Origin of the sequence: Arenibacter algicola (genome assembly GCF_000733925.1) — a bacterium.
GTDB classification, from domain to species: domain Bacteria; phylum Bacteroidota; class Bacteroidia; order Flavobacteriales; family Flavobacteriaceae; genus Arenibacter; species Arenibacter algicola.
Window position 1 is genome coordinate 834324 of the sequence record NZ_JPOO01000001.1, and the last position, 20565, is coordinate 854888.

13 protein-coding genes and 1 pseudogene are annotated in these 20565 nt (G+C 43.8%); 10 read left to right on the forward strand and 4 right to left on the reverse strand.

The window, feature by feature from the left end:
* Positions 1–257 precede the first annotated feature (257 nt).
* From U735_RS0103450 to U735_RS0103510, 10 genes and pseudogenes are all read left to right on the forward strand, one after another.
* Complete coding sequence (locus tag U735_RS0103450) at positions 258–1220, forward strand: 5'-nucleotidase (RefSeq protein ID WP_031442490.1); 963 nt, start codon at positions 258–260, stop codon at positions 1218–1220.
* A 1-nt stretch (position 1221) separates the two neighbouring features.
* The gene (locus tag U735_RS0103455; protein WP_031442491.1) at positions 1222–2829 is read left to right on the forward strand and encodes a site-specific DNA-methyltransferase; all 1608 of its coding nucleotides are present in this window, start codon (positions 1222–1224) and stop codon (positions 2827–2829) included.
* 3 nt (positions 2830–2832) lie between these two features.
* A pseudogene (locus U735_RS24395) lies at positions 2833–3897 on the forward strand (Fic family protein).
* A gap of 158 nt (positions 3898–4055) precedes the next feature.
* Positions 4056–6446 (forward strand): DEAD/DEAH box helicase, encoded by a 2391-nt coding sequence (locus U735_RS0103465; protein WP_232233161.1) that lies wholly within the window; start codon positions 4056–4058, stop codon positions 6444–6446.
* Between the two features lie 110 nt (positions 6447–6556).
* The gene (istA, locus tag U735_RS0103470; RefSeq protein ID WP_031442493.1) at positions 6557–8110 is read left to right on the forward strand and encodes an IS21 family transposase; all 1554 of its coding nucleotides are present in this window, start codon (positions 6557–6559) and stop codon (positions 8108–8110) included.
* A 24-nt stretch (positions 8111–8134) separates the two neighbouring features.
* Positions 8135–8872 (forward strand): IS21-like element helper ATPase IstB, encoded by a 738-nt coding sequence (gene istB / locus U735_RS0103475; protein WP_031442494.1) that lies wholly within the window; start codon positions 8135–8137, stop codon positions 8870–8872.
* Positions 8873–8989: 117 nt separating this feature from the next.
* Positions 8990–9331 carry a hypothetical protein gene (locus U735_RS0103480; protein WP_031442495.1) on the forward strand — a complete coding sequence of 114 codons (342 nt, stop codon included), beginning with the start codon at positions 8990–8992 and terminating at the stop codon, positions 9329–9331.
* 1280 nt (positions 9332–10611) lie between these two features.
* Complete coding sequence (locus U735_RS0103500) at positions 10612–13662, forward strand: SusC/RagA family TonB-linked outer membrane protein (RefSeq protein ID WP_031442499.1); 3051 nt, start codon at positions 10612–10614, stop codon at positions 13660–13662.
* 11 nt (positions 13663–13673) lie between these two features.
* Positions 13674–15086, forward strand: a complete 1413-nt coding sequence (locus U735_RS0103505) for a RagB/SusD family nutrient uptake outer membrane protein (protein ID WP_031442500.1) — start codon at positions 13674–13676, stop codon at positions 15084–15086.
* A gap of 19 nt (positions 15087–15105) precedes the next feature.
* Positions 15106–17937 carry a M16 family metallopeptidase gene (locus U735_RS0103510; protein WP_031442501.1) on the forward strand — a complete coding sequence of 944 codons (2832 nt, stop codon included), beginning with the start codon at positions 15106–15108 and terminating at the stop codon, positions 17935–17937.
* A 95-nt stretch (positions 17938–18032) separates the two neighbouring features.
* On the opposite strand, the gene U735_RS24400 is transcribed toward U735_RS0103510, so the two are convergent.
* From U735_RS24400 to U735_RS0103530, 4 genes are all read right to left on the reverse strand, one after another.
* Entirely contained in the window at positions 18033–18329 is a 297-nt protein-coding gene (locus U735_RS24400) for a DUF6520 family protein (RefSeq protein ID WP_034247993.1), read from the reverse strand.
* Positions 18330–18454: 125 nt separating this feature from the next.
* The gene (locus U735_RS0103520; RefSeq protein ID WP_031442503.1) at positions 18455–18919 is read right to left on the reverse strand and encodes a MauE/DoxX family redox-associated membrane protein; all 465 of its coding nucleotides are present in this window, start codon (positions 18917–18919) and stop codon (positions 18455–18457) included.
* Between the two features lie 81 nt (positions 18920–19000).
* Entirely contained in the window at positions 19001–19972 is a 972-nt protein-coding gene (locus U735_RS24880) for a helix-turn-helix domain-containing protein (RefSeq protein ID WP_031442504.1), read from the reverse strand.
* 54 nt (positions 19973–20026) lie between these two features.
* Positions 20027–20428 (reverse strand): DUF7793 family protein, encoded by a 402-nt coding sequence (locus U735_RS0103530; protein WP_031442505.1) that lies wholly within the window; start codon positions 20426–20428, stop codon positions 20027–20029.
* Between the last annotated feature and the right edge of the window lie 137 nt (positions 20429–20565).

The window sequence follows — 20565 nt, forward strand, 5'->3', positions numbered from 1 at the left end:
GGAAATGAAGGGTATGTTTTTAGATATAAAACTATCTTAGTGCTTTTAGTGGATAGCTTTACATTTAGCGAATAGATGAGATTATAAAAATATTGGATAAAATGTATTTGCTTAGTTAAAAAACTGGGATAGAGTTACAATAGGGTTCACTTTTATGCTTAAGCTATAGACAGCGAAGATTAGAAATTTTGATGGTAATATCAGTGATTTTGTACGTGGACGTGAAGGATTTAATAATATCAAACAAAGAAAAATAGATGCCAGTAGACTTTTCAAAAATATTAGTGGTTGGTGTTTCTTCGAGAGCTCTTTTTAATCTCGAAGTAGAAGAGCAAATTTTTAGAGAACAAAATATTCGCGGATTTAGAGAATACCAATTAGCTAATGAAGACAAGCTACTCGAAAAAGGAACTGCATTCCCTTTGGTGGAGGCATTACTAAAACTTAATACACATGTTGAGAAACCAATCGTTGAAGTTGTGGTAATGTCAAGAAACAGTCCAGAAACAGGTGTAAGAGTTTTAAAGGCTATCGAACATTACAAACTTCCAATTACAAGATGGGCGTTTTCAGGTGGTGAACCACTTGCACCTTTCATTGATGCATTTGATGTTGACCTTTTCCTGTCTCGTGATGAAAGTGATGTTCAAAAGCTTGTTGACACAGCGAATTGTGCAACTGCCTTAATATACGACCCGCCAGAAAATTTTAAACCTGAAACAGACAGGGTGAAATTTGCTTTTGATGCTGATGCTGTTGTGTTTTCAGAAGAATCTGAAATCATATACAAGACGAAAGATATTGAAGCATTCCACAAACACGAAAAGGAAAACGAAGATGTTCCCTTGAATGACGGACCTTTCGCAGTGCTTCTAAGGAAGCTGTCTGACATTCAAGATTTTTTGCCTGTCGAAAAAGAACTTTCACCACTTCGTATTGCAATCGTAACAGCTCGTAACGCACCAAGCCATATGCGTGTAATCAAAACGCTAAGGCATTGGAACGTATATGTAGATGAAGCCTATTTTATGGGTGGACTGCCAAAAGAAAAAGTATTAGAAGCTTTTGGTGCTCACATCTTTTTTGATGACCAACATACCCATTTGAGTGATTCGAGTAAGAAAATCCCTTGCGGACGAGTGTTGTATAAATCGAATTCCATTCTCAAAAATTACGAGAAGGAAATTATTGTTGAACCGAAGAAAGTAAAAGAGAAATAATATGCCAACACTCAATTGGATAGGAAAAGACAAGGTGGTGAGCCACCACCAAGATGTGCCATACCGAGTATTGGAACACAAATACCACTTTGATGCTGAAAAGGGCGAAACAAGCGGTCTGCCTGCCGAAGTTTCAGCGAAGGCAGGAAACAAAATAATACACGGTGACAACCTTGAAGCACTTAAAAGCCTACTGCCTGAATACGAAGGAAAAATAAAGTGCATCTACATAGATCCCCCTTACAACACAGGAAATGAAAATTGGGTTTATAACGACAATGTAAACCACCCCAAAATAAAAAAATGGCTCGGTGAAGTGGTGGGTAAAGATGGAGAAGATTTAAGCAGACACGACAAATGGCTATGTATGATGTACCCACGATTAAAGTTGGTACACAAACTATTGGCTGATGATGGGGCGATTTTTATTTCAATAGACGACAATGAACAGGCTAATTTGAAATTGCTTTGTGATGAGATTTTTGGAGTGAGAAATTTTATCAATAACATTATTTGGCAGAAAAAATACAGCCCTCAGAATGATGCACGGTATTTGTCCGATATGCACGACTTTGTTTTGTGCTATGCAAAGTCAAAAGATAATTGGAAAAGAAATTTACTTCCGAGAACAGAAGCTCAGAATAAGAGATATAAAAATCCGGACAATGACCCTCGAGGACCTTGGAAATCGAGTGATTTGTCTGTTAAGACATATTCCGAATCAACAGATTATGAAATTAAAACTCCGTCAGGAAGAATTGTCTCTCCACCAAATGGGCGATGTTGGGGTGTTAATAAAGAAAAACTTCAAGAACTAATCCAAGACAACAGGATATGGTTTGGAAAAGATGGAAAAAATGTTCCGTCCGTAAAAAAGTTTATGAATGAGGTTCAGCAAGGAACCGTTCCTTTGACTTTATGGCTTCGTGAAGAAGTTGGTGACAATCAAGAAGCAAAGCAGGATTTAAAAGTTATAATGGGAAAATCTAATTTCCCTTTTGACACACCAAAACCATCGAGGTTAGTTGAAAGGGTATTACAACTCTCATCAGACAAAAATTCCATAATTCTCGACTCCTTCGCAGGTTCAGGCACAACAGCCCACGCAGTATTGAATATAAATAAACAAGATGGTGGCAATCGGAAATTCATTTTGGTAGAAATGGAAGATTACGCCAATGGCATTACAGCAGAAAGAGTAAAGCGAGTAACCAAAGGATATGGTACAGGAGCAAAAGCAGTAGCAGGAACAGGCGGAGCATTTGACTTTTACGAACTCGGTTTACCATTCTTTGACGAAAATCAAAACCTGAATGAAGAAGTGGGTTTGCCAAAAATCAGAGAATACATTTGGTTTTCAGAAACTCGTACTTCTTTTAAAGAACCAAACCAAGAATCCTATTTTTTAGGCAAAAAAGACGAATCGGCTTACTATTTCATTTATGAGAAAGACCGTTTGACAACTTTGGATTTTGACGCATTAGAACTCATAAAAACCAAAGGCGAGCAATACATCATTTATGCTGACAATTGTTTGTTACCAAAGGAATTTATGGCGAAGAAGAACATCATTTTCAAGAAAATCCCAAGAGACATCACAAGATTTTAAGCTATGGAAGAAATCAAAATACAAAACCTGCCACCAAGTGTTGATTGTGAGTCTGTAGCTATTTTAAAGCAACTCAACAAAGCTTCACGGGCTTTAGGGCAATTAAAAGGAGAAGTCTCTAAAATTCCTAACTCTCAGATTTTACTTGATACGCTTACGCTTCAAGAAGCAAAAGACAGTAATGAAATTGAAAACATTGTCACTACAGATGATGAAATGTACCAAGCCAGTATTGACGAAACGGTGGCTTCGGTAACGGCAAAAGAAGCACTCAATTACTCAAATGCAATTAAATTAGGATTGGATATTGTTCGCAATAAAGGATTGTTGACCATTAACGATATTTCCAGGATTCAACATATTATTTCGCCCAACCACCCCATTCGGAAAATTCCGGGAACAGTTCTAAAAAATCCGAAAACGCAAGAAGTGGTTTACACACCACCACAACACTATGACGATATAAAAGCTTTGTTTGATAATTTAGAACGATACATCAACGTGCCTGAATTTCACGAAACAGATGCCTTAATTAAAATGCCCGTTATCCATTTTCAGTTTGAGAGCATTCATCCCTATTTAGACGGTAATGGCAGAACAGGACGTTTGCTAAATATTTTGTATTTGGTGCAGCAAGGTTTGTTGGATATTCCTGTGCTATACCTGAGCAGCTACATCATAAAAAACAAAAGCGATTATTACCGATTGTTGCAGGAAGTACGCACCAAAGGTAGTTGGGAAGAATGGATTGTGTGGATGCTAAAAGGCGTGGAAATCACCGCTAAAGAAACCATTGTAGTAGTTAACAAAATTTAAGTGTTGATGGACGACTACAAAAAAGAAATCCGCAGCAACTTTAGCTTTTATAGCCACGATTTAATCAATATTCTTTTTAAGCATCCTTATACCAAGAACAGCTTTTTAGAGCGTGAATTAAAAATTCACAGAAACACAGCTTCAAGTTACTTGAACACCCTTGCAGATAGAGGATTGCTTACCAAAGTGAAAATTGGCAAGTTCAACTATTACATCAATGTTGCTTTGCTGCAAATACTTAAAAACAGGTGATAGTCAGTAACTTAAATAAAGAAATCGATATGCACAACAAATCAAAGTTTCTTGTGCACGTTTCAGGAACATCTACAAATATGTGTAGAATGTTGTGCAGGATATCAGTATATGCTTAAAGATTGACCAAATGTTGTGCACGTTAAATTATTAGAAATATGGAATTAAAGAGCTATCAACAGAAAGTAATTGAAAATCTTGAAGAATACTTAACCTACGTTCAAGAGCAAAAAGATTTAAAAACGGCTTTCGATAAATATTGGGAAGATAAAATCGGTCCGTACAATCCGTTGGACGGAACAGGAATGCAGCCCTATAAAAACAACATCCCGAATGCCGCTCACGTTGCGGTTAAAGTGCCGACCGCAGGTGGTAAAACCTTTATTGCCGTAAATGCTTTGCATTCCATTTTTCAGGCGTACGATTCCAGCAAGCCCAAAGCCGTTATTTGGTTAGTGCCTTGGAGTAACCTATTGCAACAAACCTTTGAAGCACTTTCAAATCCAGAGCATCCGTATCGCCAAAAACTCAATACGCTTTTCAATCATCGAGTAGAAGTCTATCAAAAAGGAGATTTGTTACAAGGCTCAAACTTTAATCCAACAGTTGTAAAAGACCAATTGAGCATTTTTGTAATGAGTTTTGCCAGTTTGCGAGCAAGAAACAAAGACGACCGAAAAGTTTACCAAGAAAATGGACAGTTAGAAGCCTTTGTATCGCAATTCAAAAACAGCGAACACATTTTAGACGGTGTGGACGATACTGCTCTAATAAACGTCTTGCGTTATCTCAACCCTGTTTTGGTGGTGGACGAAAGTCACAATGCGGAAAGTGATTTAAGTGTGGATATGCTCAAGAACTTAAATCCGTCTTTTATTCTCGATTTAACTGCAACACCAAAAGATAATAGCAATATTGTAAGCCTTGTTCCTGCCATTGAACTGAAAAAGGAACATATGGTAAAACTTCCTGTAATTGTTTACAACAATCACGATAAAACGGAAGTCATCAATAATGCTTTGCATTTACAACGTAAGTTGGAAAACCTTGCTAAAAAGCAAGAAACAGGAGGTGGTAAATACATCAGACCTATTGTATTGTTTCAGGCACAACCCAAAACAAAGGACGACAATACAACTTTCGAGAAGCTGAAAGAACAGTTGTTGAGTTTGGGTATTCCCGAAAATCAAATAAAAATCAAAACTGCCAACATTGACGAATTGAAAGGTATTGATTTGATGCGCAAGGATTGTGAAGTCCGCTACATTATAACCATCAACGCATTAAAAGAAGGTTGGGATTGTCCGTTTGCCTACATTTTGGCTTCATTGGCAGACAAATCAAGTGCAGTAGATGTTGAGCAGATATTAGGTCGTGTGTTGCGTCAGCCCTATGTGCAAAGGCACAAATCATTTCAACTAAACCTTTCTTACGTTTTAACGGCATCCGCGAAATTCAATGAGACTTTGCAAAGTATTGTAAAAGGCTTGCAAGAATCAGGATTTAGTGAAAAGGATTATCGCAAAGTCGATAAGATGACCGAAGAAGAAAGGAAAACGGTTACTACTGACCCAGTTGAATCTTTCCTTTTCCCTGAACAACAAACGGAACAAGAAGAAGATGAAAACATCGACACCAATCGAGTAACGTTTGACCCAAGTGCAGATGAAGAAGAACCTGAAACAACAACGGTTATAGATGAAATTGAAGCCATTGCGGAAGAACAAAACCGACAATTAGAAGAACAAATCAAAGAACAGGAACAACAGCCTGTTGACGAAAATATTTTTCAAGAAATGGGTGATAAAGTAAAACGCTATAAGGTAAAAGAAGCCTACAAAGAGTTTATTGATAAAATCGAGTTTCCACAGTTCTTTATCAAGGTAACCGCAAGCGATATTTTTGGAACAGATGAAGAATTACTAAACAGAGAATCTTTGCTCAAAGACTTCAAGCTGTCAGACGAAGACATCAAAATTGACTTTGACAAAATTTCTTCTGACCTGTACAAAATTGACTTGGAAGAAGCTAAAAAAAACGAGTATAGACCTTCATTCACAAAGATTGAAGACAATTTAGTGAAAGACCCAATTGCCGAATACATTTTGGCAAAACCAAAAGAATATCAGATAACTGACATCACACATCAAATGATGCAGATTATCGGAAATATGTACCCAATTCCAGACCAAGAAATCAAGGTTTATATTGGTCGTATTCTGAACAGTATGAGTACTGAGCAATTGAGAGATATTTTGGTGCGTAAATGGAGCTACACCGACAAAATCAAGGCTCACATTAGAAAACTATCAGATTCCTATGCCGAAGGTCGATTTATGGATTTAATAAAGTCTAAGCGAATAAGCACAAAAAGGAATTGGAATTTAAGCAAGGAAATAGTTCCAGGAAACACAGGTTCTTCGATTGGTTGGATACTTCGGTTCGTTTTGTGCCACCCATTTCGGAGTTATAGTGCCAGGCATTTCGGTTTGAACTGTGCCACTTTTAGTCTGCGGCCCGATCCGTTTCGGTTCGTTTTGTGCCAGTGATTTCGGTTCTATCCGTGCCACCTTTGTCGGGAACGGGACGTATAACGTTTCGTTTTGTGCCACTTTGAAAGATCAAGTAACAATTACCTTGTCGCTTAAAAACAAGCGATATGGCCAATACACTTGATCCAATGGACCTGAAACAGATTATTTCTTTGCACCTCGATGGGCTGAGCAACCGAAAGATAGGTGCAACCCTGGGGATATCCCGTAATACGGTAAATACCTATATGCGCCTTTTCGTGGCCTGCGACCGTTCCCTTAAGGAACTGTTGGCCCTTGACAATGGGGCCCTGGAGGCCCTCTTCCCATCCCATACGACCATAGACAATGAGCGCTACGAAGAGCTCATGCGGTCTTTTGAGGGAATCAACAAAGCTAGGAACCATCCCGGATTTACCTTCCTCCACCATTACCGGGATTATGTGCAAACGGCCAAGGACCCCTATGGCTATACCCAGTTCCTGGAACATTACCGTCGCAAATATGCCAAGGCCAAAGGTTCGATGAAGCTCGAGCACGACCCCGGCAAGGAACTGTTCATCGACTTCGCGGGCAAGAAGCTCCATATCGTCGACAGGGCCACAGGGGAAGTAATCCCGGTGGAAGTGTTCGTGGCCATCCTTCCCAATAGCCAGTATACCTATGTGGAGGCCTGCAGGAGCCAAAAACGGGGAGACCTGATCGCTTGTTGCACCAATGCCCTGAACTATTACGGTGGCGTGCCCAAGGCCATCGTATCGGACAACCTGAAATCCGCGGTGACCAGGGCCAGCAGATATGAGGCCGATATCAACCGGAGCTTCAAGGATTTTGCACGCCATTACAACTGCGCCATAAACCCCGCCCGGGGGTATTCCCCGCAGGACAAGGCCCTGGTGGAGAACGCCGTGCACCTTGCCTATCAGCGCATCTATTACCCGATACGGGAAATGGTGTTCTTCTCCCTGGCCGACCTGAACCGGGAGATAAAACGCCTGTTGGGGGCCTATAACGATCTATTGTTCAAACGAAAGGAGGCCAGCCGCAGGGAGCTGTTCCAATCCGTGGAACGGGAATACCTCAAGCCCCTGCCCGGGAGTGCGTACGAGCTAAAGGATTACCGCAGGGCCAAGGTCCAGAAGATGGGCTATGTATACTTCTCCCCGGACAAGAGCTATTACAGCGTGCCCTACCGTTATATCGGAAAGGAGACCACCATCCACTATACGGGTTCCATGGTGGAGGTGTACTACCACCAGCGGCGGATCGCGCTGCACGGGCGCCATCCGGAAAAAGGCAGCTATAATACCAATAAAGAACACCTTAGCAGCACCCATAAATACTACAGTGACTGGAGCCCGGAGTTCTTTAAAAGGAAAGCGGCCCGCCATGGCGACCATGTACTGGGCTGTGTGGAGGAAATACTTGCCAAGGGGGACTATCCGGAAATAGGATACAAAAGGGCAATGGGAGTCATACAGCTCCATAGGGCCTATGGCTCGGAACGCCTGGACAATGCCTGCAAAAGGGCCCTGCAGGCGGATGCCGCCACATATATTCGTATCAGGAACATACTGAGGAACAATTTGGACAAAAGCTCCCTGTTCTACCGGGACCTCGAAGAGGACAAGAGCCACATCCCGGACCACGGGAACATACGTGGCGCCTCCGCTTATCAATGATGATTAACTTAAAGCCGATATATTATGAACAATGAACAGACAATCGAAAAATTGAAACAGATGCGCCTTACGGCCATGGCCCAACTGCACTTACAACATGTAAGGGACAACGCCGTGGCCGACATTACCGCGGACGAATACCTGGCCCTGCTCACGGACCACCAGTGGGAGGACCGCCAGAACAGGAAGATCCAACGGTTGTTGAAACAGGCGGGGTTCGCTCAGTCCGCCAACCTGGCCGAGGTGAACTATGCCCAACAGCGCAACCTGGACAGGAACATGTTCGCGCGCCTGGGAACCTTGGATTTTATGGCCCGGAAGGAAAACATCATCCTCACCGGGGCCTCTGGAACGGGCAAGAGCTATCTGGCACAGGCACTGGGGCACCAGGCATGTATGATGGAACACAGGGCCATATACGCCAATACGGCCAGGCTCCTCAAAAGACTGAAACTCTGCAAAGTGGACGGTACCTATCTCAAGGAACTGGACAAGATCCTGAAAACGGACCTGTTGATCCTGGACGACTTTGGGCTGCAGAGCTTTGACAACCACGCCCGGGAGGCCCTGATGGATATCATCGACGACCGTTACAAAAAGGCCTCCACCATTATAGCCTCCCAGATACCCGTATCCGCGTGGTATGATATTATAGGGGAAAGTACCATTGCGGATGCCATATTGGACAGAATCGTGAACTCCTCACATAGGTTGGACCTAAAAGGGGAAAGCTTAAGAAAAGGAATTATAAAAAACGTCTAACACATTTTTTTTGTATTATTGAAAGATCTTTCAAAGTGGCACTGTTTGACCGAAACAGGTGGCACCATCACTCCGAAATAGCCAATTGGTAATTCACTATACGAAAAAGAAGGCTCAATGAACAACTTTGAAGAACGGGTGGCTATGGAACTAGGGACATCTTCAAACATTGAGTTTTGGCATAGGAATTTAGAGCGTGGAAAAGGGTTTTACATAAATGGATTTAAAGCCAACCACTACCCTGACTTTATTATGCGGACAAAATCAGGCAAGACGATTTTAGTAGAAACGAAAGGCGACCATTTGGACAACACCGATAGTGCCGCAAAATGCCGACTTGGGAACGAATGGGAAAAACAGGCAGGAAATGACTTTGCCTACTTTATGATTTTTGACAAAAAAGAAGTCCACGGAGCATATACGTTGGACAAAGCAAAAGAACTGATTAGTGGAATGTAAAGCAAACGCTTCTTAAACTTTTTGGTTAAGTTCTCGATCAAGGTATTAAAAGTGAAATGGTCAATCAGATGTTGCAATGAATATCACCTATATTCCGGTCAAGAATGGTAGTAGATGTTATTTAAGTTTTATAGTGGAATATTCACACCATACTTAATTTCAAATTCCTTAAAGAATTGCTGCAGAGAGTATTTTTCGTGTCGGCATATATTGTAAATCGTAGACATAGGCAGATCATAACCTGACGATTCTTTTAACTTAGTGATAGTTGAAGATGATAAGCCACATAATTTAGCGTATTGGTTTTGGCTTACTTCAATTCCCTGTTGGTTTTTTGGTTTTATTAAGAATTTTTCAAATATGAACGCACACAGATATTTGTTGACCAAAGCATTGGCCTTATTAATCTCATTCTTGTCCGTATTATTCTCCATAAAATAATATCACTCCCAAATCAAATCAATAATTAAAAAATATCTGTTTGCTATAGCGAACGATTGAAATATTTTATTATATTTGTCTCATTAACATATGTTTGCGATTCTTCTTTGTTTGAATTAGTCTAGAAGCAGTCGCTTGGATTCCCGGTCTAAAAACTGGTAACTAAATGCACGGGATGATAAGCAAGATGCCCATGACCCGGGGCATGGGTTTTCTTATCAGAGTGTGCTAAACCAGTATCTTGGACCTTAAAGTGAGTTACAGCCCACTTAATGCCGAGCGCTGTTCTATTTAGAAGTTTTGCAAGCAGTAACTTAAAGGCTAAAAGAGCTATGAAACACATCTTATGTAACTTAATTGGTAAAACCGCCGCTGGGCACCTTACTACATTATTGCAACATACCGTGTACGACATTCTCTTTACCAAAAAGCCCAAGAACCCAATATAGGTTTTGCATTATTATGGGATTTGTGTTGTACCAATTATTCCGGAACTCGAAAATCTTTTTATCCCATAATCCACGATCCACACATTTTTGGCATCCGGCCAAATAACGACAAAGCAGCCTAACAATCATTTAAGGCCTTCCCTTTGCTGCATCAGCTGTGCTATAATTTAGCATTGTTGACAGGCGAGGAGGGAAGCCATAACAGTGAGCTAGCTGAGGTATGCCCATACGGCAACCATAATCCTGCCCACAAAGCAGCAATACCAACCAATAGATCCTTATTGCCTATGACATAGACCACTTACAAAAATAGCCTCCCAAACACTGTTGACCCCACGGTTTGGAAGGCCTTGACTAAATAAAACTAAGTTTCATCTAATCTTCAAAATTATGAAAAATAATCTTGGGTACAGGGGCTTTATGCGCCTATGTTTACTATATATCTGCTTTCTTGTTCCCCCACCTTACTTTGCCCATTTCCCCCATGGGCATTGTTTTAATTCTTTTTCCAAGCTTGATACCCAACAACAGTACCAGATATCCGGTACCGTTACGGATAGTTACGGCCCTATGCCCGGGGTGCATGTACTTATTAAGGGTACCAATACCGGTACCTTTACCGACGCCAATGGGGAATACTCCCTTTTGGTAAACAATACCGATATCCTGGTCTATTCCTATCTGGGCTACCACAGCCGGGAACTGCCCGTACTTGGCAGGACCACTATGGACATAGAGATGCAGTCCGAGGTCACCGAACTGCAGGAAGTGGAGGTCAATGCCGGGTATTATACGGTGAAGGAAAGGGAGCGGACGGGGAGTATTAGCAGGGTGACTGCGGAGGAGATAGCGCTGCAGCCTATAGTGAGCCCGTTGGAGGCCCTACAGGGCCGCATGGCGGGGGTGGAGGTGGTGCAGCAGAATGGTATACCCGGAAGCGCACCTACCATACGGATACGGGGGCAGAACAGTTTAAGGAACAGTCGTGAGGACAATGGCAACCTACCGCTGTATATCATAGACGGTGTGCCCATAAATTCCGCACCCATTTCTGGTGGGAGCGATATGTACTTTGGGGGAATGGACCCCTTAAGTACCCTTGACCTGTCCAGTATTGAGAGCATAGAGGTATTGAAGGATGCCGATGCCACTTCCATCTACGGTTCGCGCGGGGCCAATGGGGTGGTCTTGATCACTACCAAGAAAGGATATGGTTATAATAGAAAAACAGAAGTCGAGGCCCGTTGGTATTCAGGTCTTGGAAGCGTTTCCCGTAAAATGGAGCTTTTGGACACCCAACAGTATCTTGAACTAAGGAAAGCGGCCTTGGAAAACGACGGTAGGGAACCGGACATTTCCACGGATTACGATCTGCTTTTGTGGGACCAGGATCGTTATACGGATTGGCAGGAAGAACTGTTCGGCCGTACGTCCACCATTACCGATGTCCACATTTCCGCTTCAGGGGGCAATGCCACCACCTCGTTCAGGTTGGGCTCTACCTTCCATAGAGAGGGGATGGTATTCCCGGGAGATAACCATTACCAAAAGGTCACTACCAACCTGAACCTGAACCATATTTCGGAGAACAAGAAATTGGCCATAAACGTTTCCGCAAGTTATGGGTTCGATAAGAACGATACCCCTGCCTATGATAGCAGTTTTGTTAGCAGGGCACTTTCGCTGGCCCCGAATGCGCCGGAAATCTATAACGAAGATGGCAGCCTGCACTGGGAGGAGTGGGAGTATTCCCCAAACCTGACCAATCCCCTGGCCGCTATTTTGAACAGGACCTCCACGGACCTGGGCAATAATATCGTAGCCAATCTATCCCTGTCCTATCAACTGCTTCAGGGAATGTCATTAAAGGTCAATGCGGGCCATACCGACCTGTTTAGGGAATACAAGGGCCTGTTTTCCAAAGACGAATATAGGCCGGACAGCAGGGATGCCCAGAACCATAGGTCCATCCAAAGCCTTAGAAAGAGAATTTCCACCATTATTGAGCCCCAATTGATATATAGGGGCAAACTAGGGAACGGGAATTTGGATGGCCTGTTGGGGCTGACCTATCAGCAAAATAGATCCAAGAGTTTAAGGGTAAGTGGGGAGGGGTTTGCTTCCGGAGCCTTGATAAAGGACCTGTCCGCGGCCGAAGTAATCAGTGTTTCGGACAACAGGAACATAATGTACAGGTACAATGCCATCTTTGCCCGCCTTGGCTATAATTGGAAAGAAAAATACTTTATCAATATTACCGGGCGTAGGGACGGATCCTCACGTTTTGGTCCCAACAAGCGGTTTGCCAATTTTGGTGCCGTAGGGGCCGCCTGGATCTTTAGTGAGGAGACTTTTATAAAGAACCATCTTTCTTTATTGAGCTTTGGGAAACTAAGGGGCAGTTTTGGTACCACGGGCAGTGACCAAATAGGGGATTATGGGTATTTGGATGCCTATGAGGCTACCAGGGGTCCCGGCGGTTTGTACCCTACACAGCTTTTCAATCCTGATTATTCCTGGGAGGTGAACAAAAAATTGGAAGTGGCCCTGGAGCTTGGCTTTATTGGGGATAGGATACATATAGGCGCAAGCTGGTACCGCAACCGTTCCTCCAACCAATTGGTGGGCTTTCCCCTGCCTTCCTTGACCGGTTTTGGTTCGGTCCAGGCCAACCTGCCTGCTACCGTACAGAATACCGGTTGGGAATTTGAGATATCCACCCGGAACATCAGTTCCAAGAACTTCAATTGGCAGACCTTTATCAACTTTACCGTTCCCAATAACAAACTGGTACGTTTTCCCGGTATGGACCAAACGGCCTATGCCAATAGATATAGGGTAGGGCACCCGTTGAGCATTGGGCTGCTGTACCAATATGATGGTATAGACCCGGAGACAGGCCTGCATAGGACGGTCGATATAAACGATGATGGGAGGTACGATTATACGGACCGTACCGTTCTCAAAAATCTGGGCAGTAGGTATTTTGGGGGCGTTACCAATAATATCTCCTATAAGGGCCTGGGCCTTCGGTTTTCGATGGACTTTGTAGCCAGGGACAGCCCCGGATACCATATAGCCACCCCTGGGACCATTAGCCAACAGACCGCGGATTTTTATGGGGCCTGGCAAGATCCGGAAAATAACGATATCCAAAGAATATCGCTCTCCAACAGCGCTTCGGCCGCTTATCGGAACTACCTGCTTAGCGAACGTTATATTTCCGATGCTTCCTTTTTAAGGCTCAAGACGTTGGGGCTAAGCTATGGACTTCCGGGCTCCTTCCTTAAGAAGGCAAATTTAAGGGGTTGCACCCTTTTCCTACAGGGGCAGAATCTTTTTACCCTTACCAGTTACAAAGGATTGAACGTGGAAAATCCCGGCGATTCTTCCTTACCGGCACTGCGTACCATAACCCTAGGGATTCAACTTCAACTTTAAAAAATAAGATCATGTTCAAAAAAGGATATAAACTGGTATTATTGTTCATACTCATCAGTAGTTTTTTTAACACGGCCTGTGAGGACTATGTGGATATAGGGGCACCCGATCATAAAATGGTCACCGAGACCGTATTTGCAGATGGGGAAACGGCATCGGCGGCCGTTCAAGGGATATACAATGAAATGGCCACGGCGGATTTTTCCCGTGGATATCTTTATTCCGTAACCGCACTTGCCGGTATGTCCCCCGATATTTTTGAGACGACCAGCGCAACGGATACCCGTTATGGGCCATTTCAACAGAATGAGATATCGCCAATAGGTTCGGACGATGCTACCGCCAATTACAACCTATGGTCCAGTGCCTATAATATCATCTACATGGCCAATAGTGTTTTGGAAGGGACCAACAGCTCCAAGACCATTTCCAAGGAGACCAGGGATCGGGTAGGCGGACAGGCCCTATTTATACGGGCATTTACCTATTTCTACCTGGTAAACCTATATGGGGAACTACCCTTGCTCCTGTCAACAGATTATCGAAAGAATGCCATTGCCGAACGGGAGGATGTGGATACGGTCTATGATCGGATAGCCGAAGATCTGGACAGCGCCATAGTACTTTTGGAAGGGGAGGAGGAATACCGGGACTCCGAACGCACGAATGTAAACCGGTTTGCGGCCATGGCGCTGCGTGCCAGGGTCTACCTGTACCGACAGGATTGGGAAAAGGCCGAAGAGCTGGCCGGCGAGGTCATTGCCCAAACTTCCCTGTACGGGATATTGGACGATTTGGACCAGGTCTTCCTAAAGAACAGTCGTGAAGCCATTTGGCAGATATCGCCAGTGGGAAGGGGCCTCACCGCTACCTATACTGGGGAAGGGTATCTATACCGGGGCCAAAATTCGTCACAGATAAAATTGTCAGGGGATTTTGTGGCCTCCATGTCGCCCAATGATAAACGCCTGCTCCACTGGATGGCTTTTAATACGGGCAGGGAGTTCTATTTTCCACAAAAATATAAGGATGCCAATAGCAGGAACGCCGTTGTGGAATATTCCACCGTTCTGCGGCTTCCCGAACAGTACCTGATCCGTGCCGAGGCCAGGGCAATGCAGGGAAGATTGTCGGAGGCTATAAAAGATATAGATGTGGTCCGGAGCAGGGCCGGTCTTGGTCTTTTGGCCGATATGGATCCAGATGTGGATGGAGCGGAACTGTTGGAAGAAATTATGGATCAGAGGAAAAAGGAACTTTTTGCCGAATGGGGACACCGTTGGTTGGATCTTAAACGCACCGGTCGGGCAACCGAAGTATTGGGGCCGATAAAACCGCAATGGCAGGATACCGATGTCCTGTTTCCCATACCGGGGGAGGAGCGGGAGAAAAATCCGAACCTCTCCCAAAACAATGGTTACTAACAAATCTTAAATTTTAATTATGAAACAGATCACAAAACTTGTCCTGTTCGTCCTATTGCAGATAACATCCAATAACCTAATAGGGGCAAGCCCTCTACCGGGGCCGGTAGATTCCCTTGCACTGGACCCTAGCATAAGATTCGGCCGCTTGCCCAATGGCTTTACTTACTATATAAAATCCGTAAAGGACGGAGGAAATAGGATCAACATGCGGCTGTACGTAAAAGTAGGTTCCTCCCATCAAAACAACGAAGAGTTGAACTTTCCCCATGCCCTGGAGCATTTGGCCTTTAAATGTGCCAAGGACTTTCCGGATAATCTATTGAACGATCCGCTGCTTCTTGCACGTTTGGGCCTTGCCCAAAAGGATGTTTTTGGACTAACACAATATTTTTCCACTTGGTACAGGTTTAACGTGCCCATTGCCAATCCGGACGCCATGGATACCGGCCTGCTTTGGTTCGAGAATATTTCCGATCTACAGTTGACCAAGGAAAAAATCGATCAGGAACGCGGTCCATTACGTCAAGAAACCGTATTTAGGGCAGGAACCGATCTAAAAGGGCACTTTAGGCGAAAACAGATTAGGGCCGAATTGTTCCCGTGCCAATCCGATTATTCTGATTTTTTTGAACATAACCAAAATTTTTCTGCCGATTCGCTTATACAATTTTATAAAAAGTGGTACCGGCCGGACCGTATGGGATTGGTCGTCGTAGGCGATATTCCCGATGTCCACGCCCTGGAACAACTGATTAAAACCCGATTTTCCAGAATAAAGGGAGATCCGTACCCACTGCAATGGGAGGACTGCCGTTTAAGGTATTTGGAAGGTAGCAACGGTTTTATAGCCTTGAACCCCGAGCCCGATGAAAATAGAAAATTGGAGGAAGTGGAACTACAGTTGTATTTCCGTGATCCCAAAATTATCAAGGAACGGAATAATTGGGATGGTTTAAGACGCCGACTGATCTGGGACGTATTGAACAAAATGATCAATATCAGGTATACAGAGGCGGGCAGGGGATACAATACTACTTTCTACGCCTTGGGGTCCTCTCCTGACCCGATTATGCCTGCATATAAAGTGGTGATAAGGACCGGGGTGGACCAGGCCGAAAAAACCACCCGACAGGTCATAAGGATATTGCAGTCCATAAAACGGTTCGGTCTTGGCGAAGAGGAATGGAATTTGGCCCAAAAGGAATACAGGAAGATCCAGGAGCAAATGGATACCATGGATTCCAATTATTGGGTGCAACAGATCGAAGATTATTTTAATCACGGTGTGGCCTTGCCCAAAAATAAGGCAAAGGGCCTGCAGCAATGGTTCTCCAATTTGTCCAAGAAAGAGTTCAATGCGCTGTTGGGAGCGTACATACCCGATATGCCCAATGATATAGCGGTAACGGTATTACAACAGAGCGGTGATGTGCCTGTGAATTATACGGAAACGGAGGTTCGAAATTGGATAATGCGGACGATCGGGGAGGATATGGAACCGATAGCACCGCCAAAAACGCCCGCCCGGTTAATGGCCAAAAAGGAGGTTTCCGCTTTGGAAAAAGTAGGATATACCGATCACGGGACAACGGCCTCGGGAGCCAGGGAATTTAAGCTGGCCAATGGCACAAGGGTCGTTTTGGATGCATCCCCATCAAATGGGCGTAGGATCCAGCTCCATGGTTTTAGCTCAAAGGGTGCGGCATGCTTTCCCAAAACCGATAAGTTCTCCGCAATCAATGCTGCCAATATTGTTAAAAATGCAGGGGTGGGGGATTATGACAAGTTTGCCCTGGAACGATTTCTTTCAGGGACAAGTTTTTGGCAAGGGGCCCATCCCTATATCGATTATAGGGAAACGGGCATTAGGGCGGACGCGGATCTGGAAGACCTTGAAAACATGTTGCAATTGGTATACCTTTATTTTACGGATCCAAGAAAAGACAGGGAAGCTTTTGAGGATTGGCGCACCCAAGAGAAAAAACGGTTTCAGGATCCTTCATTTAGCCCTATATACCCTGATTTTTATGAATCCATAATGGAGTACATGGACGACCCTTCCATCATCCCCCAGGGAACAAGAAGATTTCAGGGAATTTCCAGAACGGATATGGATAAAGCATACCATATTTATAAACAGTTATATGGCAATGCAAGGGATTACACCTTTATTGTGGGCGGGGACTTCCCAGTGAAGCAGGTTCTGCCATTGCTTCAAAAATACCTCGGGAACCTGCCCAACTCAACCAGTAGGGATACTTGTATTTCCAGGCACCCACCAGCTCATGTCCTGCCCAAGGAACCGGTAAAAAAGAAGTTTTATGTATCGGAAACGTCGGCCACCTATAAGATGAAAAGCGTAAAATATTCCTTGAGGTACATGGCCAAGCTAAATGATCCTATGGATTGGAAGGAACAATTGAAAATGGAGGTCTTGGGCCGTTTGATGAACTACAGGATCAAGGAACTGCGCTTTTTCAAAAATGCGTCCTTGTATGTAATGAATGCGGGGGCCACTTTCAATAGGGAATTAATGCAGTACGAATTCAGGATGTCTTTGGACTGTATTCCGGATGAATTGGAAATGTTGCGGAAGATGTGCAGGGACATGGTGGATGAAGTTAAGAAGGGGCAATTTGCCCAAGAAATTTTGGACAAGGTATTGGACAGGCCAAGTCTTTTGAACATACCAAGATCTACCGATTATCATTATTTTAGATATAATGAGCCCTGGGTAAGCCCATTTGAAGTAGAACAATATATAAAGTCCTTGAGCAAAGGGGATATTCAGGAAGTGGCCAGGAAATATTTAATGGAGGAGCATCTTTTTGAATTCACTTATCAATAATCAAAAAAAAACGAATGGCATTTATAGCCATTCTATAAAGTGAAAACAATAGGTACCGGAAATTATGCTCCGGTACCTATTTTATTGGACCGACCTTATGGATTTAGTCTTGGATCTGGAATTTCCTCTGGTATGGGCGAAGTACTTTCTAAAGGAGCTCCGTTCTCATCGTCGTAAACCTGATATTTGGTTTCAGTTTCGTCCCCTTCAAGGGTCACTTTACAGAGCTCTTCTCCAGAAGTACAGTCTACATCCACCTCATACCAAGTAGTGCCTATCTTAATAAATCCGGTAGCGTAATAATCATCGGCCGTTGTGCTTACAAACGCAAACGACAGTGCAATGGCAAAAACAAATGCCAACATCGGTAATATCAATTTCAACTTTTTCATGATTAAATAATTTTAATTAATAATAAGTGCCTACTCTCTTCTACAGGTTTTCGGTCTTCCCCCTGCTTTTGTTGCGCAACAAAATATCTTCATCATTTTATGTTTTTTTGTGGTCCCATGACCATTTATGGGCCTTGACGGGTCTTCTTCCAGCGTATCCCCTTATGTTTGCGGGAGGCCCATATGGCCAGTAGGGCCAATAGGAGCAATGCCGCGTTGAGCACCAAATGCTGTTCCCAGGTCAACAGAGATATTATGCCTCCACAGGAACAGGGTCTATACGGGGCAAAAAATACAATGGCCATGGTGTAGCCGGTAAATAGGAGCATCAGGACTGCTGCCCCGTAAAGACCTATCAATCTGGTTTTTTTCCAAATCAATAACAGGGCAACGGCCAGTTCCGACAATGGTACGGCCCAAGAGGCCAAGGATGCCATGGCCTTTCCCCCAAGTATGGGCGAGTTTCTGATATTGTCATAGAAAAGATGCCCTTCCAGGAGTTTGGTGAGTCCGGCATAGGTGAATAGGACAATGAACAGCAAACAGGCCGTTTGTACAATTGTCTCCCTAAATATTTGGTGCCGTTTCATATCATTTGTATTGATATGGCAAAGTTCGGAAGTTAAAATTGCTTGTAAGGGATAAATACTTATCCCAGAGGGATTTATGTATTATATCTCTCCCAAATCGGCCTTTTTCCTGAAAATTTTAGGGGAATATCCGTACTGCTCGCTGAACGTCCTGCTGAAATGGGGAACACTCTTGAAACCGACCATCTTGGCAATGGACTTGAAGTTCAGTTCGGTATATTGGACCAAGGTCTTGGCCTTTCGCAACCTTTCCTGTACCAGAAATTTGAATACCGTGGTGCCATAAAGTTCCTTAAAACCATATTTCAATTTGAATTCATTCGTGCCCAATTGGTGGGCCAGGTCCTTAAGGTTGGGCAGGTCCATCTGCAGGTTGTTGAGGATCATATCCCGTCCCTCCCGGATCTTGCGGATGTCCTCATAACTCAGCTTGACCTTCGGTCTTGTTACTTGCTTTTTGGGAATGGTGCTATTAGGGTCGTTATTAATGGCAGTTTGGTTCCTTTCCTTGGCATAGGTCCTGCCCATAACGGTATGGACCACGGTGATCAAAACGTTGTGGGAACGGTCCTCTTCTGATTTGATGGACGTGATATGGCAGCGGTTGGGAACGACCAGATTTTCATTGGTCAAAAAACTGAGGGGGATTGCCATATCATAGAAGCTCTTTTTTCCGAGGGTCTTCCATTTCTGGTCCCAATCCATTTGGGAGGCTTCCGTCAACAGGTCCGAAAATGGTTTTTGGACAATATTGCCGTGCAATTTGGAAAGGATGGTACAGGCCTTTTGGTTGGCCATTTGGACCATTCCGTTCCCATCCAGTAGAAAACACATCTGTACCAAATGCTCGGTAGTACCCTTGGAACTCACATATCCCTGATGGTAGAAAGATTCCTGGATCTCTTCGGCCAGCATATTCAGCACTATGGCCAGGGCCTCCACATTGTCGTTCCTGTCAGAAGTCTCCAAACGGTAAAAGAAATTACCACCTGCCATTTCCAGGAGCATGTGCTGGATTTCCTGCATTCTATCTTTTGTTTTTAAAGGGGACATGTACACGTGTTTATAGAGGAGTAAAAAGGATATTATGTTGCATGTTAAAAATGTTTAAAATAGGATCGTCCCTAAGCCTAGGCTCAGGAACCTGCTTAAAAAGGCCAAGGCCTTGGAAATTTCCCGAAAAGAGGCCGTAGGGATGGCCGGATGGTTCGTCATAAGATAGAACCTTGTCATGACATCCGTCACGGGAGGCTCAATGATAAAGGCCAGGGCCTTTATCAGCAGGGAACCCTCCAGCGCCAGATAGTCCCTGGCAGCCTTGTCCACCCTGCGGAGCTGTCGGATGTCGCAGAGGACGGGATAGGCCCGTTCCTCCTGGAACATCAACCGGTCCCTGACAATCCGTTTAGACGCTTGGAGATCGATAATTACCCCCTTTTTGTAAATGATATGTACAATATTGTCCACAAGCATGTACTGCGTGAAATCGTTTTCAAAATAACTTTGCATGGTCTATTAATAAAAACTGGTAGATGACACTAAATTTACATAAATATAATAATTGTGAATTTTATAATCCGCTTTAGGTCCTTTATAGAGGGGGGTTTTCTTATCCCAGAGGGATTAAAACTTATCTGAGAGGGATA

Coding starts and splice junctions, on each gene's coding strand:
- U735_RS0103450 (WP_031442490.1), top strand. CDS start 258: ATGCCAGTAGACTTTTCAAAAATATTAGTGGTTGGTGTTTCTTCGAGA.
- U735_RS0103455 (WP_031442491.1), top strand. CDS start 1,222: ATGCCAACACTCAATTGGATAGGAAAAGACAAGGTGGTGAGCCACCAC.
- U735_RS0103465 (WP_232233161.1), top strand. CDS start 4,056: ATGGAATTAAAGAGCTATCAACAGAAAGTAATTGAAAATCTTGAAGAA.
- istA (WP_031442493.1), top strand. CDS start 6,557: ATGGCCAATACACTTGATCCAATGGACCTGAAACAGATTATTTCTTTG.
- istB (WP_031442494.1), top strand. CDS start 8,135: ATGAACAATGAACAGACAATCGAAAAATTGAAACAGATGCGCCTTACG.
- U735_RS0103480 (WP_031442495.1), top strand. CDS start 8,990: ATGAACAACTTTGAAGAACGGGTGGCTATGGAACTAGGGACATCTTCA.
- U735_RS0103500 (WP_031442499.1), top strand. CDS start 10,612: ATGAAAAATAATCTTGGGTACAGGGGCTTTATGCGCCTATGTTTACTA.
- U735_RS0103505 (WP_031442500.1), top strand. CDS start 13,674: ATGTTCAAAAAAGGATATAAACTGGTATTATTGTTCATACTCATCAGT.
- U735_RS0103510 (WP_031442501.1), top strand. CDS start 15,106: ATGAAACAGATCACAAAACTTGTCCTGTTCGTCCTATTGCAGATAACA.
- U735_RS24400 (WP_034247993.1), bottom strand. CDS start 18,329: ATGAAAAAGTTGAAATTGATATTACCGATGTTGGCATTTGTTTTTGCC.
- U735_RS0103520 (WP_031442503.1), bottom strand. CDS start 18,919: ATGAAACGGCACCAAATATTTAGGGAGACAATTGTACAAACGGCCTGT.
- U735_RS24880 (WP_031442504.1), bottom strand. CDS start 19,972: ATGTCCCCTTTAAAAACAAAAGATAGAATGCAGGAAATCCAGCACATG.
- U735_RS0103530 (WP_031442505.1), bottom strand. CDS start 20,428: ATGCAAAGTTATTTTGAAAACGATTTCACGCAGTACATGCTTGTGGAC.